The 22,614-nt window shown below is 62.9% G+C and carries 22 protein-coding genes; 6 read left to right on the forward strand and 16 right to left on the reverse strand.

The genetic code is table 11. From position 1 onward, the window contains the following. Positions 1-56 precede the first annotated feature (56 nt). The 11 genes from QTL98_RS20815 to QTL98_RS20865 form a co-directional block, all read right to left on the reverse strand. On the reverse strand, positions 57-533 hold the full coding sequence (locus QTL98_RS20815) for a nucleoside deaminase (protein WP_445682739.1): 477 nt from the start codon (positions 531-533) through the stop codon (positions 57-59). Positions 534-590: 57 nt separating this feature from the next. After that, positions 591-1,619, reverse strand: a complete 1,029-nt coding sequence (locus tag QTL98_RS20820; protein WP_445682740.1) for an ABC transporter substrate-binding protein — start codon at positions 1,617-1,619, stop codon at positions 591-593. A gap of 48 nt (positions 1,620-1,667) precedes the next feature. Continuing rightward, a complete protein-coding gene (locus tag QTL98_RS20825) occupies positions 1,668-2,444 on the reverse strand; it encodes an ABC transporter permease (RefSeq protein ID WP_445682741.1) in 777 nt (258 codons plus the stop codon). After that, complete coding sequence (locus tag QTL98_RS20830; protein WP_445682742.1) at positions 2,441-3,253, reverse strand: ABC transporter ATP-binding protein; 813 nt, start codon at positions 3,251-3,253, stop codon at positions 2,441-2,443. The genes QTL98_RS20825 and QTL98_RS20830 overlap by 4 nt, the downstream gene beginning before the upstream one ends. 144 nt (positions 3,254-3,397) lie before the next feature. Then, a complete protein-coding gene (locus QTL98_RS20835) occupies positions 3,398-4,327 on the reverse strand; it encodes a LysR family transcriptional regulator (protein WP_445682743.1) in 930 nt (309 codons plus the stop codon). Between the two features lie 173 nt (positions 4,328-4,500). After that, complete coding sequence (locus QTL98_RS20840) at positions 4,501-5,466, reverse strand: phosphoglycerate dehydrogenase (protein WP_445682744.1); 966 nt, start codon at positions 5,464-5,466, stop codon at positions 4,501-4,503. After that, positions 5,466-6,347, reverse strand: coding sequence for a dihydrodipicolinate synthase family protein (locus tag QTL98_RS20845; RefSeq protein ID WP_445682745.1), 882 nt, complete (start codon positions 6,345-6,347; stop codon positions 5,466-5,468). The genes QTL98_RS20840 and QTL98_RS20845 overlap by 1 nt, the downstream gene beginning before the upstream one ends. 15 nt (positions 6,348-6,362) lie before the next feature. Next, complete coding sequence (locus QTL98_RS20850; RefSeq protein ID WP_445682746.1) at positions 6,363-7,841, reverse strand: tripartite tricarboxylate transporter permease; 1,479 nt, start codon at positions 7,839-7,841, stop codon at positions 6,363-6,365. 73 nt (positions 7,842-7,914) lie between these two features. Then, positions 7,915-8,874 (reverse strand): Bug family tripartite tricarboxylate transporter substrate binding protein, encoded by a 960-nt coding sequence (locus QTL98_RS20855; protein ID WP_445682747.1) that lies wholly within the window; start codon positions 8,872-8,874, stop codon positions 7,915-7,917. Positions 8,875-8,911: 37 nt separating this feature from the next. Continuing rightward, on the reverse strand, positions 8,912-9,388 hold the full coding sequence (locus tag QTL98_RS20860; protein WP_445682748.1) for a tripartite tricarboxylate transporter TctB family protein: 477 nt from the start codon (positions 9,386-9,388) through the stop codon (positions 8,912-8,914). A gap of 472 nt (positions 9,389-9,860) precedes the next feature. Continuing rightward, positions 9,861-10,826, reverse strand: a complete 966-nt coding sequence (locus QTL98_RS20865) for a DMT family transporter (RefSeq protein WP_445682749.1) — start codon at positions 10,824-10,826, stop codon at positions 9,861-9,863. Between the two features lie 69 nt (positions 10,827-10,895). On the opposite strand from QTL98_RS20865, the gene QTL98_RS20870 reads away from it, so the two are divergent. Then, entirely contained in the window at positions 10,896-11,744 is an 849-nt protein-coding gene (locus tag QTL98_RS20870; RefSeq protein WP_445682750.1) for an AraC family transcriptional regulator, read from the forward strand. 76 nt (positions 11,745-11,820) lie between these two features. Here QTL98_RS20870 and QTL98_RS20875 read toward each other — a convergent pair whose 3' ends face one another. Together QTL98_RS20875 and QTL98_RS20880 are read right to left on the reverse strand one after the other, a co-directional pair. Then, entirely contained in the window at positions 11,821-12,663 is an 843-nt protein-coding gene (locus QTL98_RS20875) for an alpha/beta fold hydrolase (protein ID WP_445682894.1), read from the reverse strand. Positions 12,664-13,010: 347 nt separating this feature from the next. Further along, complete coding sequence (locus QTL98_RS20880) at positions 13,011-14,177, reverse strand: mandelate racemase/muconate lactonizing enzyme family protein (protein ID WP_445682751.1); 1,167 nt, start codon at positions 14,175-14,177, stop codon at positions 13,011-13,013. A gap of 152 nt (positions 14,178-14,329) precedes the next feature. Between QTL98_RS20880 and QTL98_RS20885 the strand changes: the two genes are divergently transcribed. Continuing rightward, the gene (locus QTL98_RS20885; protein WP_445682752.1) at positions 14,330-15,280 is read left to right on the forward strand and encodes a LysR family transcriptional regulator; all 951 of its coding nucleotides are present in this window, start codon (positions 14,330-14,332) and stop codon (positions 15,278-15,280) included. A gap of 32 nt (positions 15,281-15,312) precedes the next feature. Here the strand turns inward: QTL98_RS20885 and QTL98_RS20890 are convergent, their stop codons facing one another. Both QTL98_RS20890 and QTL98_RS20895 read right to left on the reverse strand, forming a co-directional pair. After that, positions 15,313-16,722, reverse strand: a complete 1,410-nt coding sequence (locus tag QTL98_RS20890; protein ID WP_445682753.1) for an ATP-binding protein — start codon at positions 16,720-16,722, stop codon at positions 15,313-15,315. Beyond that, a complete protein-coding gene (locus QTL98_RS20895; protein ID WP_445682895.1) occupies positions 16,719-17,438 on the reverse strand; it encodes a response regulator in 720 nt (239 codons plus the stop codon). Before QTL98_RS20895 ends, QTL98_RS20890 begins: the two co-directional genes overlap by 4 nt. A 273-nt stretch (positions 17,439-17,711) precedes the next feature. Between QTL98_RS20895 and dctP the strand changes: the two genes are divergently transcribed. Then, a complete protein-coding gene (dctP, locus tag QTL98_RS20900) occupies positions 17,712-18,773 on the forward strand; it encodes a TRAP transporter substrate-binding protein DctP (RefSeq protein ID WP_445682754.1) in 1,062 nt (353 codons plus the stop codon). A 65-nt stretch (positions 18,774-18,838) separates the two neighbouring features. Here dctP and QTL98_RS20905 read toward each other — a convergent pair whose 3' ends face one another. Continuing rightward, a complete protein-coding gene (locus QTL98_RS20905; protein WP_445682755.1) occupies positions 18,839-19,666 on the reverse strand; it encodes a MipA/OmpV family protein in 828 nt (275 codons plus the stop codon). 215 nt (positions 19,667-19,881) lie between these two features. On the opposite strand from QTL98_RS20905, the gene QTL98_RS20910 reads away from it, so the two are divergent. The 3 genes from QTL98_RS20910 (at position 19,882) to QTL98_RS20920 (ending at position 22,599) form a co-directional block, all read left to right on the forward strand. After that, positions 19,882-20,790, forward strand: a complete 909-nt coding sequence (locus tag QTL98_RS20910) for a LysR family transcriptional regulator (RefSeq protein ID WP_445682756.1) — start codon at positions 19,882-19,884, stop codon at positions 20,788-20,790. A 222-nt stretch (positions 20,791-21,012) separates the two neighbouring features. Beyond that, the gene (locus tag QTL98_RS20915; RefSeq protein ID WP_445682757.1) at positions 21,013-22,065 is read left to right on the forward strand and encodes an XdhC family protein; all 1,053 of its coding nucleotides are present in this window, start codon (positions 21,013-21,015) and stop codon (positions 22,063-22,065) included. A gap of 84 nt (positions 22,066-22,149) precedes the next feature. Beyond that, complete coding sequence (locus QTL98_RS20920) at positions 22,150-22,599, forward strand: (2Fe-2S)-binding protein (RefSeq protein ID WP_445682758.1); 450 nt, start codon at positions 22,150-22,152, stop codon at positions 22,597-22,599. Positions 22,600-22,614: the final 15 nt, after the last annotated feature.

The raw sequence follows: 22,614 nt of genomic DNA on the forward strand, positions 1-22,614 counted from the left end.
GCCGGACGGCAGTTGGCGGCCTGGTTCCCCGTAGGGGGAGTTCCGTTAAAGGGTGGTCAGCGCGTCAGTTCAGTGGCGGCTGTGCGATAAAGGTCGACACATTCCTTGTGCAGCACGCCGGTGACGACCGTCAGATCCCAGCCGACCATCTTCGCGAAAGATTCCACGCTGTAGTCGCCGAAGTTGAAGGCCAGGGTTGCCAGCTGCTTGATGTCTTCATTGCGGGCGCCGAGCACGAGGGTCTTGATGCCGGAATTGAGGATAGCGCCGAGGCACATCGGGCAGGGCTCGCAGGTGGCGTAGAACACCGCCTCCGGGATATGGCGCCGGCCGAGCTTCTGTGTGGCCAGGCCGACAGCCAGCGTTTCGGAGTGCGCGGTGCAATCGCAGCGCCCGACCTTGAGCGAGGGGGTGCGGACGACAACTTCGCCATCAAGCGCGACCACGGCGCCGAACGGTTGTTCGCCCATCGTCCGGCCTTTTTCGGCTTCCTCGATGGCGATCCGCATGAATTTTTCGTGCTGGTTTTGCATGTTCTGGTCCTTGTGGGCCGCCAGCCTCTGGCCGGCGGCCCGTTTCGGGGCTTGGGGTCAGTTGGCCGCCGGCAGCAGGCGTACTGATTTTTCCGGCAGGAATTGCGGGTCGAAGATGGCGCTTGCCTTGGGCAGGGAAGCCATGCCTTCCAGCTTGCCGTTCATCTCGATGGAGTGCTGCAGGCGCCCCATGTCGAGATCACCGAGCCCGATTTTAGCCGTCTCGGCGGTGCGCAGCTGGTTGTCGATGGTGTATTTGAGGCGTTCGGTTTCCAGCTTGCGGTCGGTCAGCGGCTCAACCTTGACGATGGCATCAATGCCCTCTGCCGGGTTGGCAACCACGTCCATGATGGCCTTGTTGATAGCCGCAACGAGGCCCTTTACCGCTTCCGGATGCTCTTTGATGAGCTTGCGGGAGACGATGACGCCGTTCGAATAAAGATCAAGGCCGTGGGCCGAGTAATAGAACCAGTTGAAGTCCTTGTTCGGATCAAGGCCCATGGCGATGAAGTTCATGTAGCTGGTCTGGCCGAACTGGGCGATGGCATCGGCCTGGCCGCGCACCAGCATCTGTTCGATGAGGTTCTGCGAGGCGTTGAGCAGGTTGACCTTGCCGGCGTCAAAGCCGTTTGCCTCGGCAAGCGCCGGGAACAGCTGATAGGTCGCAGAGCCGGTGGGGGCGGCGACCGTCTTGCCTTCCAGATCCTTCAAGGCCTGAACCGGGCCGTCCTTCTTGGAGATGATGGCGAACGGGGCCCCGTTATAGACCAGATAGACCATGACCGGCGCTTCATCCGGTGCCTTTGCGGCCGCGCGGATGACGGCGTTGATATCGCCAAAGCCGGCATCATAGGCGCCAGAGATGACGCGCGTAACGGCCGCGGAAGAGCCTTCGCCCTGATCGACGGTGACGTCCAGCCCTTCGGCTTTGAAATAGCCCTTCTGCTGGGCGAGATAGAACCAGGCGTGAGGGCCCTGGGCTTTCCAGTCGAGGGTGAATTTGATCGGCAGATCATCGGCCAGCGCACTACCGGCGCCCAGAGCAACGGCAGTTGCCAGAACCAGTGATTTGAGCAGCGTTTTCATCAGTTTTTCCCTGTCCGGAAAAAGGTCATTTGTTTTTGGTGGCGCTTGTTATGGGCGGGCGTTCTTGTTGCGCTGGGCCCAGCCAGTCATGCGGTTTTCCAGCATGACGAATAGGAAGTAAAAGACGACGCCGGTGATCGAGATCAGCAGCAGCGCCGCGAAGGCCAGAGGCATGTCGAAATTGGTTGTCGCAACCAGCATGGCGTTGCCGATGCCCCGGTTTGAGGCGATGGCTTCCGACGTGATGGAGCCGATGAAGGCGATGGAGATGGCAACCTTCATCGCGGCAAAGAGATAGGGCATGGTGCGGGGCAGGCCGACATTCCAGAAGATGTCGAAGCGGCTGGCCTTCAGCGCGTGCAGCACATCCTCAAGTTCCGGCTCGGTTGTCGCGAGGCCGGTTGCCACATTCACGACGATCGGGAAAAACGAGATGACGCAGGCCGTCAGGATGGCGGGGCCGGTGCCGGCGCCCAGCCAGACGACGAAGATGGGAATGAGCGCCACCTTGGGGATCGAGGAGATGGCGACCAGGATCGGGTAAAGGCTGTCATAGGCAAAACGCGACATGCCGATCAGCGCGCCGAAAAAGATGCCGATGACGAGGCTGAGGGCAAAGCCGATCAGCGTCGTCAGGATGGTCTGCCAGAGATTGGGCCAGAGCGCGGGAAAACGCTCGACCATGGTGACGATGATCGCACTTGGCTTTGGCAGCACGAAGCTTGAGATGCCGAAGGCCCGGCAGGCGATTTCCCACAGGATGAAACCGGCCAGTGTGATGAGCAGCGGCGCGAGCACCCGGCGCACGAAAGGGCTGGATGTCATCGGCCGGTCTCCGTCGCGGGGTCGGATATGAGGCGGCGCAGATGCTGGCAGAATTCTACTGCTTCAACGGAGTAGCTCTGCTCGCTGGTACGCGGGCGGGCCAGCGGCACCTGCATGTCGGAGATGATGCGGCCGGGCCGTGGGCTCATCACGATCGTGCGCTCCGCCAGGAAGGCTGCTTCGCGCAGGTCATGGGTTACCAGCAGCACGGTCGGGCGGCGAGCCTGCCAGATGTTCTGCATGACCCCCCACAGTTCCTCGCGGGTGAACTGGTCGAGCGCGCCGAAGGGCTCATCAAGCAGCAGCAGCTGTGGTTCGTGGATCAGGGCGCGGCAGAGATTGGCGCGCTGAAGCATGCCGCCGGAAAGTTGCCAAGGGAAATGGCTGGCGAATTGCTCCAACCCTACCAGCCGCAACATCTCATGCACTTTGTCGCGGAAGGAGCGGGTGCGTTCGCGGCGATATTGCTGGCGGAAGGGGGGAACCACCTTCAGCGGCAGCATGATGTTGCGCTCGATGGTGAGCCAGGGAAGCATTGTGGGGTTTTGAAAGGCAAGCCCGACGGAAAGGGCGTTGGCGGCCTGCTCGCGTCCGCCCAGAAACAGGAAACCCGAGGACGGTTTCTGCAGGCCGGCAACAAGACGCAGGATTGAGGATTTGCCGCAGCCGGAAGGGCCGATCAAGGCCACAAATTCACCGTCGGCCACTTTCAGGGAGACATTGTCGAGCGCGGTAACGGGAGCGCCTCCCGCCTCGAAGGTGAGGCTCAGGCGTTCAAGTTCAACAAGAATGTCCTGGCGTGTGGGCACTGTCTGCTTTCCCTGGCGGCCGGCCTGTCTGCTTCGGGCAGAGCGGCAGGAGGGTTAGGGTCGAGCGGACGCTAACACGCGATATCTGTGCCGAATACGCGGTAATTTTCGAACCTGATGTTGCGCGCTACGCAACATCAGGTTCTATGCCTTGCCTTCATCCAGTGTTTCAAATCGGGAAGCAAGCTGGGTCGCAAGCGCTACCGGGCCATGGGGCAGCTGGCGTTCCGAGCGGCAGATCATCACCAGTTCGCGCGGTTTGAGCCCCGGCTCGCTGAGGGGGATGAAAGCAAGGCGCCCGGCGGCAATTTCGCTCTCGGCGCCAAGGCGCGTCTGCAGCGTTATGCCGTGGCCCATTTCCGCCAGATGCAGCAGCGTGTCGATGGAATTGGAGATCGCTCTTATCTTGAGGTCGAACCCCAGCTGGGCGATGGCTTGATTAAGCAACTGGCCGAGGGTCAGGCTCGGGTTTGCCAGCAACAGGTTTTCGTCTCGCAGATCCCTCAACCGCAGCTTCTTCTGCGTTGCCAGCGGATGTCCCGGCGGCAGCACCACGCCCAGATTGAGATAGGCGCTGGCGATCTTGCGCGCCTTGACCGGGACCGGCGTATCGAAGGCGATCGCCAAGTCGAAGCGTCCCTCGGCAACACCGTCAAACGCATCCTGGGAGCCGGTAACGAAGCACTCGACCTTGATGCCGGGCTGATGTTCCCAGAAGCGGTCCAGCTCCTGAAGCATGAGGTTGCGCATCACGCTTTCGATCACGGCGATCTTGACCTCGCCGCGCTTGAGCCCCTGGAGATCTTCGATGAAGGCGATGCCGGACGCCAGCTGGTTCTGGCTGAGGCGTGCATGGTGCAGCAGCATTTCGCCCGCGCTGCTGAGACGCAGCCGGCGCCCGACCCGCTCGAACAGCAAGGCGCCGAGATCGGCCTCAAGTTCGGAAAGGCTGCGGCTGATCGAAGACGGGGCGACGTTCAGCTCCAGCGCCGCCCGTCTGATCGAACCTTTTTCTGCCACGGCCTGAAAATAGATGAGCCGGTTGGAAAAAAGGCCGGTGCGTCGCAAATCCATGAGGGTGGGTGCCTGTCATCTCTCTAACGGCGTCCCCCATGAAAACAGCTGATACTGCAATGCCGGTTTTGGGGGGCAGGGCGGTCCCCATGTTAGGCAGCCGCGCAGACGGGCAGCAAGAGGCCAAACTCCGGCAGATGCGGTACGCCGGCGGTAAGGCCCTCCGGATTTCGCTAGAGGTCAAAAGCATCGGGATTGAGCACCCGCCGGGGCCTGCCGCCGGCCAGGATCTCTTTCATGTCGGCGATGTTCATGAGCCCGACATTCTCCACCGCTTCCATCGTGTCGGCGCCGGCATGCGGCATGAAGATGGCGCGGGGGTGGGAGAAGAGCGGGTGGGTGATATCCGGCGGTTCGTGGGTGTAGGCGTCGATGGCCACGCCGCCCAGCCGGTCGGCCTGCAGCGCCGCGGCAACGGCATCAAGATCGACCACCTCGCCGCGGGCGAGATTGAGCAGGCAGGCTGTCGGCTTCATCAGCTTCAGCCGGTCTTGATTGATGAGCGAGGTATTGCCGGCGCCGCCAAAGATATGCAGCGAAACATAGTCCGACCGGGCGAGCAGTACGTCGAGTTCCACCAGCTCGATGCCGTTTTCCGCCGCGAAGGCCTTGTCGGCATAAGGGTCGGTTGCCACGAGCTGCATGCCCATGCCGCGCGCCATGCGGGCGAGGGCGCGCCCGATATTGCCAAGGCCGACAATGCCAAGTGTCTTGCCGCCGATCTGGCGGCCAACCTTGCGCTCCCAGTTGCCGGAAGTGACGCAGTTATGGCCCGCCGGGATGTTGCGGGCGAGCGCCAGCATCAGGCCGATGGCAAGCTCCGCCACCGCATCGGCATTGGAGCCGGGAGCGTTGAGGACGGGAATGCCGCGCGCCGTGCAGGCGGGGATGTCGATATTGTCGACGCCGACGCCGTGCTTCAGCACGCCCTTCAGCTGCGGGGCGGCTTCCAGCGTTGCCGCCGTCACCGGCACGAGGCCGACGACGATAAAATCGGCGCGGGCAAGATGGGCTGACATGCCGCCATCGGGCAGGCTGGTATCCACGCAGCGGATGACTTCCCAGCCCAGCTCTTCAAGGCGCTGCGGCACCCGCCCGTGTTTGCCGAAGCCGGGGGAGGTGGTGACAAGAACCGGCATCAGGCGCGACCGTACTTCTTCAGGATGGCGAGGATCTTCTGGTCCTGCTCCGCATTGGGCAGCAGGGCCGGCTGACGGCTTGCGCCGACGGAATTGTCGATGAGATAGAGCGAGCGCTTGACCAGCGCCGGCGGGAAACCCAGCCCGTAAAGATCGGTGCGGAAGTTCGTATAGGTTTCCTGATGGCGGTGGGCGGCCTCAAGGTCACCCTTATTATAGCCGTCGATGATGCCGGCCAGCACATCCGGCAGCACATTGCCGAGGCCGGAAATGCAGCCGGCGGCGCCGTTTTCGATCGACCACAGCACGAGGTGATCCGGGCCGGAATAGACATCGAAGCCCGGCATCTCGCGGCCAACAGCCATATAGGCGGCAAGCGTCTCCTGCGCACCGCCGGAATCCTTGATGCCGGCGATGTTGCCATGGGCGGCAAGGGCGCGGGCGGTTTCCGGCTCGATATGGTTCTGGGTGCGGGCGGGGATATCGTAGAGATAGACCGGCGTCTTGACGGCATCGGCCACGGTGGAGAAGTGCCGGATCAGCCCTTCCTGTGTGCAGGAGATGAAGAAGGGCGTGATGACGGCGATGCTGTCGACGCCGATACGGTCAAACTCCCGTGCAAGCTTCAGCGTCTCAAAGGTGCCGGGCATGCCGGCATTGACGATGACCTTCACCTTGCCGGCAACCTCGTCGACCACCGCCTCGGTCAGGCGGATTTTCTCCTCGAAGGTCAGCGAGCTGAAATCGCCATTGGTGCCGGCGCACATGATGTTGTTGCCGGCGGCGATCTGGCGGCGCACCTGGGCGCGCGTGGCCTCGTAATTGATGTTCTCGTTCTCGTCAAAACAGGTGACGAGCGCGACATAAGCGGATTTGGACATGGATTTTCCTTGGGGTCAGGCGGTGGCGGCCCGGCGGGCACGGCGCGCCTGGATGAAGGGCAGGGCCAGCGACAGGAGCGACAGGGCGAGGAAGAGAAGGGTGATGGGGCCGGAGACGAAGGCCAGCAAATCATCGCCCGTCTGCAACAGGCCGCGCCGCAGGTTGGCTTCGGCAAGGGGCCCGAGGATGAGCGCGATACAGAGCGCGGCCTGCGAGAACCCGAACTTCTGCATGCCCCAGCCGAGGATGCCGAAACCGACCATGGTGTAGAGATCGACCGGGTTCAGGTTGATGGCAAAGGAGCCGATGAAACAGAACACCACGATGGACATGGTAAGGATGCGGCGCGGCACCAGCAGGATCTTCGAGGCCAGCGGGATGAGCGCCATGCCGAAGATGAACATGAAGATGGTGGCAACGAAGGTGCCGCCGAAGATGCCGACGATAACGTCCGGACGGGTCTGGAACAGCATCGGGCCGGGCGCGAGGCCCTGGATCATCAGGCCGCCCATGAGCACTGCAGTGACGACGTCGCCGGGGATGCCGAGCGCCAGCATGGGAATGAGCGCGCCGGCGCAGACCGCGTTGTTGGCGCTCTCGGTTGCGGCGACGCCAGGGGCGTGGCCGGTCCCGAAGAGGTGCGGCGTCTTCGAGCTGCGGCGGGCTTCGTTATAGGCGATCCACGAGGCCGTGCCGGAGCCGGTGCCGGGGATGATGCCGATGATGGTGCCGATGATGGAGCCGCGCACGAGGGCATTGGCGCTATCGCGCATATCCTTGCCGGTCGGCCAGCGGCCGGAGACCTTGCCGGTGGCGACATCGGAACGGCCGAGATTTTCAAGCTGGGTGAAAACCTCCGACAGCGCGAAGAGACCGATCAGCGCCGGGGTGAAGGAAAAGCCGGAGGCAAAACCCGAAACGCCGAAGGTGTAGCGCAGCACGCCGGAAATAGGATCTGCGCCGACGCAGGAGATCAGCACGCCGAGGCAGCCCGCAATCGCGCCCTTCAGCAGGTCGCCGGAAAGCGAGGCGATGATGGTGAGGCCGAAAAGGGAAAGCGCAAAATATTCCGGTGCGCCGAACTTCAGCGCCACGGTGGCCAGCTGCGGGGCAAGCGTCGCCAGCACGATGGAGGCGAAGAGCGTGCCGATGGCGGAGGCGATGGTCGCCATGCCCAGCGCCTTGCCGGCCTCGCCCTTGCGGGCCATGGGGTACCCGTCCAGCACGGTGGCGGCGGAAGCGGGCGTTCCCGGCGTGCGCAGCAGGATGGCCGAGATGCAGCCGCCATAGATGCCGCCGATATAGATGCCGATCAGCATGTTGAGGCCCATGATCGGCGCCATGCCGAAAGTCATGGGGATCAGCAGGGCAACACCCATGGTGGCCGTCAGCCCCGGCAGGGCGCCGATGACGATGCCACCAAGAGTGCCGAGCCCGATGGCCCAGAGCACCTTGAACTGCAGAAGGGGCAGGAGATAGGAGAAGTATTCCATGGCATTTCGCCCTTGAAGCCTGACGGCCGGGGTGACGCACTGCACCCCGGCCGCAAAGCGAATTGCGCTGAACTTATTTCTTGTTCATCTGGTACATGCCGAGGTCCTTGATGACGGCTTCGGCCGTCACGCTGTCCTTCTCGGCGCGTTTGGCGAAGGCATCGGCATCCTCGAACTGCAGGAACTCGCCCATGTCAGTCATCTTCTTCTGGAATTCCGCATCGTCATAAGCGGCCTTGATTCCGTCGCGCAGCACCTTGAGGTCGGCGGCCGGAATGCCCTTGGGTGCAAACAGGCCCTTCCAGGAAGACCAGGTGAAATCGACGCCCTTTTCCTTGGCGGTCGGAGTATCGGGGAAGAGATCGATGCGCTTGTCTTCCTCGACGAAGATCGGCCTCACCGCGCCGGCCTGCACCTGCGGCAGGGCTTCGGCCGGGGAGACGACCATGGCGTCGATATGGCCGCCGGCACAGGCTGCCACTGCTTCCGACGCACCGCCGAAGGGCACGGATTCAACCTTGATGCCCGCCGCCTTGGCAAAGGCCTCGGTCGAGATGTGGTTGGCGCCGCCGGCACCGGAATTGCCGATCTGCGGAGCCTTGGTTTTGGCATAGGCCATGAAGCTGTCGAAATCGGTGAAGGGCGCGTCCTTGCAGGCAACCATCACCTGCAGGCTGCGGCTGACGAGGCCGATGAAATCAACCTGGTCGAGCGTGTAGTCGGTGCTGCCGAGATGCGGGAGCAGGGCCAGCGGGCCCTGGGCGCCGGAGCCGAGGGTGTAGCCATCCGGGCGGGCATGCACCACGGCAGAGGTGCCGATGGCGCCGCCGCCACCCGGCTGGTTGCGGATGATGACGGTGGAATCCGGGATATGGCGCTGCAGGCTTTCCGCCAGCAGGCGCATGGAAAGGTCGGTGCTGCCGCCGGCGGCATAAGGCACGACGATCTGGATCGGGCGATCCGGGAAGGCATGGGCTGCGGTAGCGACCAGCGAGCCCATCAGGCCGGCCAGAATGGCGATCTTCTTGTTCATTGTTTCCTCCTTGTTGAAAGACTGCGGATTTTTCCGCTTAAGGCAGCCAGACCTGCAGAAAATGGGTGAAGCCGAACCAGACGGCCCCGGTGATGACGACCGGAAGGACGAGGAACATCAGCGGCCGCCGCTCGCCCATCAGCAGCATGCCGACGACGAAGATGACGAAGGTGGAGATGAGGTAGCCGACGGTCATGAAGGCGGCGCTGTAGGCCACCAGCAGCACGGCGAAAATGCCGATGCGGATAAGGTTGCGCCGGGCGGAACCATCCTCCGGCGCCGGTTCCGCTTCCGGAAGGTCGGGGGCGCTGGCGGGGGCGGCGGCCAGCCGGCTGCGCACGATCAAGGCGAGCGACAGCAGGACGATGGCGCCGATCATGAGCCAGGGCAGGAAAGAAGGGCCGGCAACCGTACCGATGCTTCTCCCGCCGATATTGAGGCTGCGCCAGGCGGCGAATGCCGAGAAGGCGAGCAGGCCGCAGCCGACGATCACGTCGCTTGCCGGTCTTGCCATGTTTGTTCTCTCCCCGATACGGGCCGGGCATGTGTCTTGCGGCCTCAAAGTTGCCGGCATGATGGGGATCGGTGAATAACATGTCAATTAACGGACAAAAATTTTTATAAAATTATGAAAGTTGCCAAATTTTGTGGGCAATTTTGCTGCAACGATAACTGGACAAATTCATATATAAAATAATAATTTAAGCCATCAAAATTGGACATAATGACACGCACTGTTTTTTATACATAACAACATAAATTTGCAAAAAATTTCTCATCCGAATTTAACAAGTTGGTGTTTTGTCCGTGTTTTCGGAGGCCTTCTCGGGGCGTCGGAAGGGGGCGGATTCTGCTGAAACGGGCAGTCAAGGAAAAAGCCCGCCGATGGCGGGCTTTTTAAGCGCGGACGCGAGGAGAGCGGACTGCCGGATGCAAGGTGCAGAGGGGCAGGAGCCGCAGAGATGAAATAACGTCTCGCCGGGCGCTCAGGCCGGGCGGCGCAGGCCGCTGCCGCGGGCTGCACGCGCCGCCGAGAGCTGCTTCAGCCACGGGGCGGCGCTGACGATCACAATGCCCACCAGCACGCCGCCGGCACCGATGATGAAGCGGATTGTCAGCGGTTCATCCAGTAGTAGCACCCCCAGCAGCACGCCCATCAGCGGCGACATGAAGGAAAAGACGCCGAGCTGGGAGGCGCGATAGCGCGTCAGCAGCCAGAACCAGGTGAGGAAGCTGACGAAGGAAACGACCAGCGCCTGGAAAGCGAGGTTCCAGAGCAGCGCCGGGGCCGGCGTGATGTGGCTCTGGCCGGTGAGGAGCGCGGCGCCCGTCAGCAGTACGAAGGCGGTGGCGAGCTGGTAGAAGAGCGTGTGCGCGGCCGGTGTGACGCTGAGGCGGGTGGTGCGGATGAGCACGGTGGTGGCACCCCAGACGGCGCCGCCCAGGAGCGCGAGGCCATCGCCCCGGATGATGCCGGCAAGATCGGGCGCAGCGGCGGCGCCTTCCTTGCTGCCCGGCATCAGGAACGCATAGGCGATGCCACCGGCAGCCAGCAGGATGCCGCCCCATTGCAGCGGCGACAGCCGTTCCTGCGGCAGTTTGAGCGCAAGGCCGAGGGCCGCGAAGATAGGGGCGGTATAGAGAAAGACGATGACGTGGGAGGCGGAGGTGTGGCGCAGCGCCTCGCCCACGAGGAAAAACTCGATGGCAAACAGCAGCCCGGCCAGGACGCCGCAAAAGGCGGTGCGGCCAAAGAGTTCCAGCTTCTGGCGCTGGAAGCGGATGACGGCGAGCACGCACAGCGCCGCGATGCCGGAACGAAGCCCGATCTGCAGCACCGGCGCGGCATAGGCGGCGGTGGATTTGAGGCCGATCTGCTGGAATGCCCAGACAAGGCACACGGCGGCCATCAGGCCGATGGCGGCAGGGGTAATAGGCTTGCGCTCGCCCATGGGAAGTTTCCTCGAACCCGGGTTTTGCTGCTGATAGCATCTGGCAGCAAAGGCGCATATAACGACTTCATGACAGTCGGTATCGAAATCCTGACACGTCCGCCGGGGCGTGGCAGCGGCAAGGGGTCGGCGGAGGCCGGCGGCCATACGCATGAGGCGCCGTTCCGGGCGGCGCTGCCGTATCCGCTCTATTTCCGCTCTGCCCGCATGCCGGAAAATGCCGCTTATCCCCGCCACAGCCATCCATGGGGCGAGTTCGTCTATTCCTATAGCGGGGTGATGGAAGTGAGCCTTGCCGGCGCGCATTATCTGGCGCCGCCGCAATATGCCGTCTGGCTGCCGCCGGACGTCGAGCATCGCGGGCTTAACCGCCATGCCGCCGTGCATTGTTCGCTTTATGTCGAAAGGGCGCTGTGCGGCCCGCTGCCGGACGAGACCACGGCGCTGGAGGTAAGCCCACTGCTGCGGGCAATGCTGGAGCATCTGCGCGCGCATGATGGCGAGAACCACGGCGCCGCCGACCATCTGCGGTTCCTGCAGGTGGTGGTGGACCAGGTTGCGGCCGCGCCGCGCGTTGGCACCTGGCTGCCCTGGTCAACCGACCCGCTGCTGGAGCCGGTGCTGGAGCGCCTGCAGAAGGACCCGGCCGACAACCGCTCGCTGGCGGAACAGGCGCGGCTTGCCGGCACGACAGAACGCACGCTCATCCGCCGCTGCCTGCGCGACCTTGGCCTGCCCTTTGCGGAATGGAAACAGCGCCTGCGCGTCATCAAGGCCATGCCACTGCTGGAGGCGGGCGAGACGGTAGAGCGCATCTCCGCCGGCCTTGGTTACAGCAATGCCTCCGCCTTCATCGCCATGTTCCGCCGCATGACCGGCCTGACGCCGGAGGAATACCGGGCTTCCGTACGGGGGTAGTGGCCACCTCGCGGCCTTGAAAAACAAAAAGCCCGCCTCGGATCGGGGCGGGCTTTTGTCGCTACTGATTGAAACCTCAGGCATTCACGAAGGCCAGCAGGTCGGCATTCAGCACATCGGCATTGATGGTGAGCATGCCGTGGCCGAAGCCCGGATAGGTCTTGAGCGTGCCGTTCTTCAGATGCTTGATCGAGAGCTTGGCGCTGTCCTCGATCGGCACGATCTGGTCATCCTCGCCATGCAGCACCAGCGTGGGCACGGAAATGGCCTTGAGGTCACCGGTCTGGTCGGTCTCGGAGAAGGCCTTGATGCCCTCATAATGGGCCTTGGCGCTGCCCATCATGCCCTGGCGCCACCAATTCCAGATCACGCCCTGATGCACCTGGGCACCCGGGCGGTTGAAGCCGTAGAACGGGCCGGTCGGCACATCGAGGAAGAACTGGGCGCGGTTGGCGGCGAGCGCGGCGCGGAAACCGTCAAACACCTCGAGGGGCAGGCCACCGGGATTGTCCGGCGTCTTGACCATGATCGGCGGCACGGCGCTGACCAGCACGGCCTTGGCAACGCGGCCATGCGGCTCGCCGAACTTGGCGACATACCGCGCCACTTCACCGCCGCCGGTGGAGTGGCCGATATGAACAGCCTTCTTGAGATCGAGATGCTCGGCGACGGCAAAGGCATCGGCGGCGTAGTGATCCATGTCGTGGCCCTCGCTCACCTGCGAGGAGCGGCCGTGGCCGCGGCGGTCATGGGCAACCACGCGGTAACCGTTGCCGACAAAGAACAGCATCTGCGCGTCCCAGTCATCCGACGAGAGCGGCCAGCCATGGTGGAAGACGATCGGCTGGGCGTCCTTCGGCCCCCAGTCCTTGTAGAAAATCTCGACGCCGTCCTTGGTGGTGACGAAGCTGCTGGTCATGTCATCGCTGCCTTTTTGTGAAGAGGATGCCGGCGTGGTGCTGGCAAAACCCGGTGCCGCCATGGCGACGGGGAGGCTCGCCCCCAGGATGAGGGCCTGCCTGCGGGTCAAGGGGGGGATTGAAAATCCAGTCATCTTGGGGGCTCCGGATATCGCGGCCGAAGGGCTGGTAGAGCCCTGCCGCGGGCGACATCCGGAATTTAGGTGGACCGGAGAAACCGTTCTTGTCGGTTTTGCTTCGAGTTTGAACGTACAGCACCTGCCGGCAAGGCGGCCCGATGGACAAAAAAAGCCCCTGCCTAGCGGGCAGGGGCCTTGCACCTTCGGGGAAAGCTGGCGGGCAAGCCTTATTCCCCGAGCGGTCTCATCACCGAAAACAGCTCGGACTTGGTTTCAAAACCGATGCCGGGCGTATCGGGCAGGGTCACATAGCTGTCTTCCACCCGGATACCGTCGGCAAAACCGCAGAAGGGGCGGAACACGTCGGGGTAACTTTCATTGCCGCCCAGATGCAGGCCGGCGGCGATGTTGAGCGACATCTGGTGGCCGCCATGCGGCACCACCCGGCGCGGGGACCAGCCGTTCTGCTCCAGCATTTCCAGCGTGCGCAGATATTCGACAAGGCCGTAACTCAGCGCGCAGTCGAACTGCAGCCAGTCGCGGTCCGGCCGCATGCCGCCATGGCGGATGAGATTACGGGCATCCTGATGCGAAAACAGGTTTTCGCCCGTCGCCATCGGCAGATCATAGTGTTTTGAAAGCTCTGCCTGGAGCGCGTAGTCGAGCGGGTCGCCCACTTCCTCGTACCAGAAGAGATTGTAGGGTTTGATCGCCTCGGCATACCGGATGGCGGTATCGATATCGAAGCGGCCATTAACGTCGACGCAAAGGTTCTGCCCGTCGCCGACGATCTTCAGCACCGCCTCGATGCGGCGCAGATCCTCTGCGAGCGGCGCGGCGCCGATCTTCATCTTCACCACCTTGTAGCCGCGGTCGAGATAACTCTTCATCTCGTCCTGCAGCTGGCGGTCATCCTTGCCGGGGTAATAATAACCGCCGGCGGCATAGACCCAGACCTTGTCATCCGCCTTGCCGCCGCGATAACGGTCCGCCAGCACGCGGTAGAGCGGCTTGCCCTCGATCTTGGCAACGGCATCCCACACCGCCATGTCGACGGTGCCGACGGCAACCGAGCGTTCGCCATGGCCGCCCGGTTTCTCGTTGGTCATCATCGTCGCCCAGATCTTGAACGGGTCGAGATTGGTGCCTTCGTCATTGATCAGGCTGTCCGGCTTTGCCTCCTTGAGGCGGGGCAGGAAACGTTCACGCAGCAATCCGCCCGCGCCATAACGCCCGTTGGAATTGAAGCCATAGCCCACCACCGGCTTGCCATCGCGCATCACGTCGGTGATCACGGCGACGACCGAGCAGGTCATCTTCGAAAAATCGATATAGGCGTTGGCGATGGGGGAGGCGATGGAGGCCGTCATCTCCCTTATGTCGACGATGCGCATGGTGGGGTGTCTTCCCGCTTTTTCTGGTTGCCCGTAGGCGCGATCCTGGCGCTCGACAGGCGGCGGGGGCCAATGCCTAATGCGCATCAATTGATAAGGGAAACGGCACCCGCCGCTGCGGCGGACAAAAGGGCGCCACAAGGGAAGCGAAGATGGAACTGGGCTGGCTTGAAGATTTTCTCGCGCTTGTCGAAAGCGGCAATTTCAGCCGTGCGGCAGAGCTGCGTAACCTGACCCAGCCCGCCTTCAGCCGCCGCATCAAGGCGCTGGAGGAATGGGCCGGGGCGCCGCTTTTTGACCGTTCGACCCATCGCGGCGGCCTGACCGAAGCCGGGGAGGCCTTCCGGCCCTTCGCCACCGAGATCATCCGCCGGGTGCTGGAAAGCCGCGAGGCGGTGCGCCAGCGCGCGGGCGCGGAAGCGGCGACCCTCCGCATCGCCGCCACCCATACCCTGTCGCAAACCTTCCTGCCGCAATGGCTGCGCCGGCTGGAAGCAAAAGCGGGGACCGGGGGAAGCTTCGCGATGCGCCTCAGCTCCGATACCCGCACAGGCGCCGAGCAGGCGCTGCGGCAGGGGGCAGTGCAATTCATGCTCTGCCATCACCATGCCGCTATCCCGGACCGGCTGGAGACCGGGCAGTTTGTCTACGCCGCCATCGGGACTGAGCGGCTAGTGCCGGTGAGCCTGCCGGATGCTGGCGGTCAGCCTCTCTATGCCCTACCGGGCAGTGCAGAAAAGCCGCTACCAGTGCTGGCCTATAATCCGGAATCCGCCTTCGGCTGGATTGCCGGCGCGCTGCAAGCCACCGCGAACCCGCCTGCTTTTCTGGAAACGGTGCTCACCGCCCATGTGGCGACGGTGTTGCTGGCGATGGTCGAGGATGGGCGCGGGCTGGCCTGGCTGCCCGCCAGCCTTGTGGACGTGGCGTTTGCTGCCGGACGTCTGGTGCGGGCCGGCCGGGCGGACTGGGAAGCGGAGATGGAAATCCGTCTCTACCGTGCCCGCGCGCGGCAGAGCCCGGCGGCAGAAGAGTTTTGGGCCGGGCTCAGGGAAAAGGAACGGGCCGATGCGACAGTCAGTGAAGGACGTGTCGTTTCGTAATCGACCCGGCGCATCGCCTGCGTAGTGGAGGATTAAAGGTGCGGTAGCACGAACACTGCGCGCAGGCCGGGATTGTTGGGGATGAGGGTAATATCTCCTCCGTGCTGGCGGGCGATGGCGCGGGCAATAGAAAGGCCAAGTCCAATCCCGCCTGTTTGCAGGTTTCTGGAGTGCTCAAGCCGGTAGAAGGGGGAAAAGACCAGTTCGAACTGGTCCTCCGGAATTCCGGGTCCCTGATCGTCAACGCGAATTTCCACATATCCTCTGGTCTGGGCCAGAGAGACACGGGCCTTGCCCGCATAGCGGGCGGCGTTTTCTATCAGGTTTCTGACGGCGCGCCGGATCGCATCGGGCCTGCAGCGGTAACTCAGCTTTCCGGTATCGATATAGTCAACATCAAGGCCGAGTTCGGCCAGATCGTCGCAAAGGCTGGCAAGCAAGGCGCCCAACTCGATGTTGCGGGTAGGTTCGTTTATGGCCTCGGTTCTGGCGAAGTTCAGTGAGGCCTCTGTCATCTGCTGCATCTCGTCCAAAGTGCGGATTATTTTTTCCTTAAGATCGGTGTCCGGGAGCAGCTCGGCCCTTAATCTGAGCGTCGTCAGCGGGGTCCGGAGGTCGTGTCCAATAGCGGCCAGCATCCGGGTGCGATCTGCAACAAAGCGGTGCAGACGCTCCTGCATCTGGTTGAAGGCGACATGCAGATCGCGGATGTCGCTCGGTCCGCTTTCGGGTAGGGCGGGCAGCACCTCTCCCCTGCCAAGAGAACGGGCTGCTGCTGTCAGGGCTCGCAGCGGACGGGCGATACGCTGCGCGGAAGTGAAACCGGCCAGACACAGGATTGCTGCGATCAAAAGCGTTGAGGACAAGGACGCCATCAGCCCCGTATCGGGTTGATGACGCTTGTAGAAAACGGCATTCAACCAGGATCCATCCGAAAGCTGCGCAGCGAGACCCATACCAATCTGACCCTCGAAGGGAAGTACGCTCGCCGGGCTTTGACAGGTCCATAACCCGGTTTCCAGGGGCGACCAGCCGGCGAAGGCTTTTTTCTCTACCAACTGCGCGCTGTGGGCTTCGGAGACCGGATCGGTGGGAGATAGCCTGTAGTGGATGATGTTTGAGAGCGGCTCGAGCAGATAGGCACGTGCACTGGTGTACCAGTCTCGGCCTGCTTCCCTCGGGTCCTCGACGGATGTCCAGAAGCGGGTATAGGCAGTTGCGCTGGCAAGCAGAACATCACGGCGGAGGTTGCCGGATATGCCATCGGCCACGTCGCAGAGTGTCGCTGTCCGGCTGATGAATTCGCTTTGGGCGGCAACCTTGAGCGCCGAGTTGCGACTGCTCCACGAGAGTGCGAAGCCGGCAGTCTGGCCAATGATCAGGGCCGCCAGCATGAGGCTGATGATCTGACCGTTCAGGCTGTGCCACCACCATCGCCTCATATCAGGGTCACTTCCGCGGCCAGGCTGTAACCGCCACCCCAATGGGTCTGGATCAGGCTCGGCGACCTGGGATCGGCTTCAATTTTTTTGCGCAGTCGGCTGACCTGATTGTCGATGCTGCGATCAAAAGGATCGGCGGTTCTTCCAACCGTCAGGTCAAGCAGCTGTTCCCGGCTCATAACCCGCCGGGGATGCTCCAGAAATACCTTGAGCAACCGGAATTCCGCGGTGCTGAGGGCGACATTGAGCCCCTCCCTGTTTTCCAGTTCACGCCGGCCGAGATCCAGCTTCCACTGATCGAAACAGACAATTTCGTTACCCTTGGGGGCGTTTCGGATGGCGGGCTCGGTCGCACGCCGCAATACTGCGCGGATGCGTGCCAGAAGCTCGCGCGGGTTGAAGGGTTTTACCAGATAGTCGTCGGCTCCGAGTTCCAGCCCGATAATCCGGTCGGTATCATCGGCCAATGCGGTCAGGAAAATGACAGGCACCGCCGAATGCGAACGCAGGCTGCGGCAAAGCTGAAGACCGTCTTCACCCGGCATCATGATGTCGAGCACGAGAAGATCCGGCGTCGTGCTCTCAAGAATGCCACGCAACGTCCGCCCACTGTCAGCAAGGGTAACCTCGTACCCATGCCGTGTCAGATATTCGCCGACAAGATCGCGAATATCCTTGTGATCATCGACGATGACGATATGTGGCATGGGGGGCAACATGTCCTTGCAGCCGGGCGGGAAAGGATAGTCGATCCGCCGGAGCAGGGTATCCGGCCAAAGTGTAATAAAGTGTATCGGCCAGAGGTCCGAAATCCGGTTCCTTGTGACAATCGGATACGAAGTGGCAGGTCTCTGGCACATCTCCGGGACACCTTCCCCTTAAAACGAAATCCGGCACCTGATGCTCCATCCTCCTGCGGGAAAGCCGGGCATTGGCGCTGCTGTCGTTATCGTCACGCGGCTGCTGGCCGCGCGCTATTGGGGACGAACATGCGTGTGACAAAGAAATTCCGGCTGGCCCTTCTCTGGGCATCCTTGCTGCCGTCTGCCGCTTCGGCCGAAACCATCCTCCGGTATTCGGACCATGAGCCGCTGGATGGCATGCGCACCAGATTTATCAAGGATGTGTTTTTTCCGGCTATCGAGAGAGAGTCCGGGGGGCGCCTGAAAGTTGAAGATCATTGGGGCGGAGAACTCGCTGCGGCCTACGACGCGCTGGGCGCAGTGCGTGACGGGAAGGTGACCGACATGGCGACTGCCGTCCCCGAATACACCGCACGGGAACTGCCGCTACACCAGGTTTTCAAGAGTTTTCCGGTCGGGCCGCAAGGGGCAGAGCAGGTTGCTCTGTTCCGCCGCATATATGAGGAAATCCCGGAATTTTCAGAAGAACTCGCGAAAAACAACCTCGTTGAAGTCTTTCTCGGAACAGGTTTCCCGGTCGCCTTCTACAGCATCGACCCGATGAAGTCGCTCAAGGAGCTGGATGGCTCCCGGTGGCGCTCCGCAAGTTTCTGGCATCTGGACTATCTGCGGAACGTCGGAGCAACGCCCGTTCAGATGCACTGGGGAGCGGAAGTCTATGATGCGCTTAAGGAGCGCACGCTCGACGGCATCATGGTGAACATAGACAGCGGATATAACCTGAAGGTCTACGAAAATGCTCCTTATGTGCTGGTGTCCAGGAGCTTGTGGCTGGGGCATCTCTATCCGCTGGTGATGAACCGGGATGCCTGGAATGGCCTGGCGGACGAAGATCGGGCCGCGATCCGGCGGGCAGCCGAGGCAGCATATCGTACGCTGGGCACCGCAATGGACCACAGCTTCGACGTTCAGCTAGCAGAATTGAGAGTAGCCGGGGCAGCGGTGGGTCTTCTGACTGGAGCAGAGGTCCAGAACTTTGCCGAGGCCACCCGCTACAAGGAAGTGCAGGCCGACTGGGTCGCAAAGCAGGAAGAGGCCGGAGTGAAGAGTGCCGGCTCCGTCATGGAAAAGGTACGAACATTGCTGAACCAGGCCCTCACGAACGAGGGCGGTCAAACGACGCAATAACCGCTGTTGGGGGATGCCGCCTGGGTCGGGGTGAACATCGCGACCCGGGCGGAGCTATACCGGTATCAGAACTTGTAGATAGCGCTGATCCCGCCCACGAACTGGTTGGCGGAGCCGCCTTCCTTGACCAGCGGGCTGTCGGCGGCTTCATCGACAAGGCGTTTGTAACCGACATTGGCGCCGACGGCGAAGCTGTCGGTCAGGTCGTAGGTGGCGCCGATGCCGAAGGAAACATCCTTGAGGCCGCTGTCGGCCGTGTACTGGCTGTAATGCCGCTCTGAACTGGCGGACTGCTGGGCGGTCACGCCGAACATGCTCTGCATGTAGTTGTTGTCCGCCCAGGTGGTGGAGACATCGGTGCGCACATGCAGGCGTTCGGTATTGTAGAGGGCGTAACCCACCTTGCCGGTGGCGCTGGTGCCATCGCGGTCGCCGCCGATATCGCGCGACAGGTTGCCTTCAAAAAAGAAAGGTAGCAGCTGATATTCAAAACCGATGGAGGCAACCGGCGCGCCATCGATATCGCCCATGCCACGCAGCGCATCGCCATGGTCCTTGTCCGCGCCTTCCTTGCGGCCGAACCAGTAATTGAGGCCGGCCTTGAAGGTCAGGCCGCCATCCTCGGTGCCGGGCTTTACCTTCAGCACCACACCGTCCCTGGTGCCGATGGAGAGCGTATCGCGCCAGGTGGCTTCAGCCACCGGCCAGGGGCTGGTCTTGTAGCTGTTGGAGCCCTCATAGGTCGGCGCAATCACCGCCGCGGCGCCGAGAGTGAAATGCCAGTCCGGTTCCGTCCGGGCTACGGGCGCGCTGCTGGTCGTCTGCTGCGCAAGGCCGGGCAGGGACGTGCCGGCGGTGGCGAGGGCAAGAAGAGCGGCTGCGGTGTGGCGCATGGATGCGGATCCCGAAATGTCTGAAAGAGCGGCCTCAGGGGCGTTCGGGCGGACAATAAGGGACCGAAAAGGTTTTGACTGTGAAGGGAATGGGCCGTTTTGGAGGCAAGCGCCCGCCCGCTTCACAGACCCGGGTTGCAGGCGGATGCTAGCGGTGCCTAGAGTTGGGGGCCGGAGAACCGATGCCCCTGAGCAAGACCGGCTTTTGAGGCAAGATGCTGAACCACCGAACGGATCTGGCCGATCTTCCCTATTTTCTGGCGATTGCGCGCCATCGCAGCTTCCGCCTGGCGGCGGTTGAGCTGGGGGTGACGACATCGGCGCTCAGCCACGCCATCAAGGGGCTGGAGGAGCGCCTCGGGGTGCGGCTTCTCAACCGCACCAGCCGCAGTGTGGCGCTGACGGCAGCGGGAGAGAGCTTTTTTGCCGCTGTCTCCGGCTCCTATCTCACCATCGCCGATGCCTTCGAGGGGCTGAACCAGTTTCGCGATGCGCCGACAGGGCGGGTGCGCCTCAATGTCATGAGCCATGCGGCAAGCCAGCTGATCGGCCCGGTGCTGCCGGAATTTGCGCGGCGCTACCCCAACATCGAGCTGGAAGTCTCCGTCAATAACCGGCTCATCGATGTGGTGCATGAAGGCTATGACGCCGGGGTGCGGTATGGCGGCACGGTGCCGGAAGACATGATCTCCCAGCGCCTGTCGGCGGAGATGATCTGGGTGGCGGTGGCGGCGCCGGCCTATCTCGATGCCTTTGGCACCCCGCAGCACCCGAACGATCTGCTCTTCCACCGCTGCATCCGCGGCCGGGCGGGGGATGACCGCATCTTCCGCTGGGATTTTGACCGGGGAGAAGAGAGCCTGTCGCTCGATGTGCCGGGCAGCATCATTATCGACCATACCGATGCCGCCATGCCGGCGCTGCTGGGCGGCGCCGGTGTCAGTTACATGCCGGAGATCATGGTGCGCTCGCTGGTAAAGGAAGGGCGGCTGAGGCTGGTGCTGGAAGAGTGGGCCTCACCGGGCACCGCCTTCCACATCTATTATTCCAGCCGGCGCAATGTGCCGGCCGGCCTCAGGCTGCTGATCGACCTCGTGCTGGAGCTGAAGCCGGCGGGTTATTGAAGCCGGCGGTAGAGGCAGGCCAGCCAACTCCCCGTGCGATTGATGAGGATTGCTCATCCTTGCATCAAGCAAATCAACCCTGTGCGGGGAGAGGGTACGGACACATATAATCAGACACACTTCCTGAAAATCGTGACCTCTTAAAAATCATGATCGGGGCGGACGCTCTCCCAGCGGATACGCACCGGCATTTTCTCGGCACAGCGGACAGCAGGCATATTCATGAAACAGGCGTCGGAGATCTTCCGGTTTCTGCTGGCTGCGGCTGAGCGCGGCGAGCGCACTGCGCTTGTAACCATTACCGACGTCACCGGCGGCTCCGCCCGGGAGCCCGGCACGCATATGGCCGTCAGCGAGACGGGTGCCTATCGCGGCTCCTTTTCCGGCGGCTGCATCGAGGCGGCGCTGGTGGGGGAGGCGCGGCGCGTCATCGATGCCGGCAGTGCCGAGAGCCTGCGTTTTGGCGCCGGGTCCCCCTTCATGGATATTCGCCTGCCCTGCGGCGGCGGCATCGACGTGCTGGTCTCGCCTTTGCCGGAGCATGCGGTGCTGGAGCAGGCGCTTGCCTTGCTGGACGCGCGCCAGGGCGTGCTGATCGAACTGGGGCTGGAAGGCGGGATCGGCCTGCACCCGGTGCCGCCGGCAGCGCCGGTCACCGGCTGGCATGGCGGCCGTTTCCTCGCCTGCCATCAGCCGGACCTGCGGTTGCTGGTCGTCGGCCATGGCACGGAGACGCTGGCGCTTGCCCGCATTGCCGGCGCCTATGGGGCCGAGGTTCAGGTTTTGAGCCCCGATCAGGCCATAACGGATCAGGCCCGGGCGCTGGGCGTGCCGGCCGAGCTGCTGCTGACACCCGGCCGCTCCCGCCATATGGGCGGGGATGCGCATACCGCCATCGTGCTGCTGTTCCACGACCATGACTGGGAAGCCGAGCTGCTGGAGCAGGCGCTGGAAAGCGAAGCCTTCTTTATCGGCGCGATGGGCAGCCGCAAGACGCAGGCCCGCCGGCTGGAAGAGCTGCGCCGCCGCGGGGCGGATGAGGCAGCGCTCCGGCGCATTTCCGGCCCCGTCGGGCTTATCACCGCGGTCAAGGACCCCGAAACACTCGCGCTCTCCGCGCTTGCTGAAATCATCGCCCGGCTGGAGGAGCGGCGCCAGTCGCTTGGCAGCGAGGCCCTGCCGGAAGCTTTTCGCCCCGTGCTGGTGGCCCGGCCGCCAGCTTCCGATACCGGGGACAGGCCTGTCACGGAGGGCCGCGAACCGCTGAGAGGATGACGACAAGGCCGGCGGCCCTGCCGGGCGGAGCCGGAAATCAACAAAACACCGATCTGGACGACATCAAACACGAGAGGCTCCACGATGAATCTCGTCATCAATAACAAGACCTATGAAATCGATTCTGACGCCGACACGCCGCTTCTGTGGGTTATCCGCGAGGAAGTGGGGCTGACGGGCACCAAGTTCGGCTGCGGCCTTGCCCAGTGCGGCGCCTGCACCGTGCTGGTGGATGGCGAGCCGTGCCGCTCCTGCGTGACGCCGGTGGAAAGCGTTGTGGGCAAGCAGATCACCACCATCGAAACCATCGAGGAAGATGCGGTCGGCAAGAAGGTGGTCGAGGCCTGGGTGGAAGCGCAGGTGCCGCAATGCGGTTATTGCCAGTCCGGCCAGGTGCTGGCGGCCACCGCGCTTTTGAAGCGCAACCCCAACCCCAGCGACGCCGACATCGCCGATGCGATGGTCAATCTGTGCCGCTGCGGCACATATAACGGCATCGTCGATGCGATCCACGCCGCATCCAGGCAGGCGTAAGGGGAGGCAGGCATC

Source organism: Radicibacter daui (genome assembly GCA_030657355.1).
In the GTDB taxonomy this organism is placed as follows: domain Bacteria; phylum Pseudomonadota; class Alphaproteobacteria; order Radicibacterales; family Radicibacteraceae; genus Radicibacter; species Radicibacter daui.

Excerpts from the sequence above, each read along its gene's own strand:
- dctP (WP_445682754.1), top strand. The coding sequence starts at position 17,712 with ATGCGTGTGACAAAGAAATTCCGGCTGGCCCTTCTCTGGGCATCCTTG.
- QTL98_RS20875 (WP_445682894.1), bottom strand. The coding sequence starts at position 12,663 with ATGACCAGCAGCTTCGTCACCACCAAGGACGGCGTCGAGATTTTCTAC.
- QTL98_RS20905 (WP_445682755.1), bottom strand. The coding sequence starts at position 19,666 with ATGCGCCACACCGCAGCCGCTCTTCTTGCCCTCGCCACCGCCGGCACG.
- QTL98_RS20910 (WP_445682756.1), top strand. The coding sequence starts at position 19,882 with ATGCTGAACCACCGAACGGATCTGGCCGATCTTCCCTATTTTCTGGCG.
- QTL98_RS20850 (WP_445682746.1), bottom strand. The coding sequence starts at position 7,841 with ATGGAATACTTCTCCTATCTCCTGCCCCTTCTGCAGTTCAAGGTGCTC.
- QTL98_RS20915 (WP_445682757.1), top strand. The coding sequence starts at position 21,013 with ATGAAACAGGCGTCGGAGATCTTCCGGTTTCTGCTGGCTGCGGCTGAG.
- QTL98_RS20840 (WP_445682744.1), bottom strand. The coding sequence starts at position 5,466 with ATGCCGGTTCTTGTCACCACCTCCCCCGGCTTCGGCAAACACGGGCGG.
- QTL98_RS20815 (WP_445682739.1), bottom strand. The coding sequence starts at position 533 with ATGCAAAACCAGCACGAAAAATTCATGCGGATCGCCATCGAGGAAGCC.
- QTL98_RS20845 (WP_445682745.1), bottom strand. The coding sequence starts at position 6,347 with ATGTCCAAATCCGCTTATGTCGCGCTCGTCACCTGTTTTGACGAGAAC.
- QTL98_RS20880 (WP_445682751.1), bottom strand. The coding sequence starts at position 14,177 with ATGCGCATCGTCGACATAAGGGAGATGACGGCCTCCATCGCCTCCCCC.
- QTL98_RS20860 (WP_445682748.1), bottom strand. The coding sequence starts at position 9,388 with ATGGCAAGACCGGCAAGCGACGTGATCGTCGGCTGCGGCCTGCTCGCC.
- QTL98_RS20865 (WP_445682749.1), bottom strand. The coding sequence starts at position 10,826 with ATGGGCGAGCGCAAGCCTATTACCCCTGCCGCCATCGGCCTGATGGCC.
- QTL98_RS20835 (WP_445682743.1), bottom strand. The coding sequence starts at position 4,327 with ATGGATTTGCGACGCACCGGCCTTTTTTCCAACCGGCTCATCTATTTT.
- QTL98_RS20870 (WP_445682750.1), top strand. The coding sequence starts at position 10,896 with ATGACAGTCGGTATCGAAATCCTGACACGTCCGCCGGGGCGTGGCAGC.
- QTL98_RS20855 (WP_445682747.1), bottom strand. The coding sequence starts at position 8,874 with ATGAACAAGAAGATCGCCATTCTGGCCGGCCTGATGGGCTCGCTGGTC.
- QTL98_RS20825 (WP_445682741.1), bottom strand. The coding sequence starts at position 2,444 with ATGACATCCAGCCCTTTCGTGCGCCGGGTGCTCGCGCCGCTGCTCATC.
- QTL98_RS20920 (WP_445682758.1), top strand. The coding sequence starts at position 22,150 with ATGAATCTCGTCATCAATAACAAGACCTATGAAATCGATTCTGACGCC.
- QTL98_RS20820 (WP_445682740.1), bottom strand. The coding sequence starts at position 1,619 with ATGAAAACGCTGCTCAAATCACTGGTTCTGGCAACTGCCGTTGCTCTG.
- QTL98_RS20885 (WP_445682752.1), top strand. The coding sequence starts at position 14,330 with ATGGAACTGGGCTGGCTTGAAGATTTTCTCGCGCTTGTCGAAAGCGGC.
- QTL98_RS20890 (WP_445682753.1), bottom strand. The coding sequence starts at position 16,722 with ATGAGGCGATGGTGGTGGCACAGCCTGAACGGTCAGATCATCAGCCTC.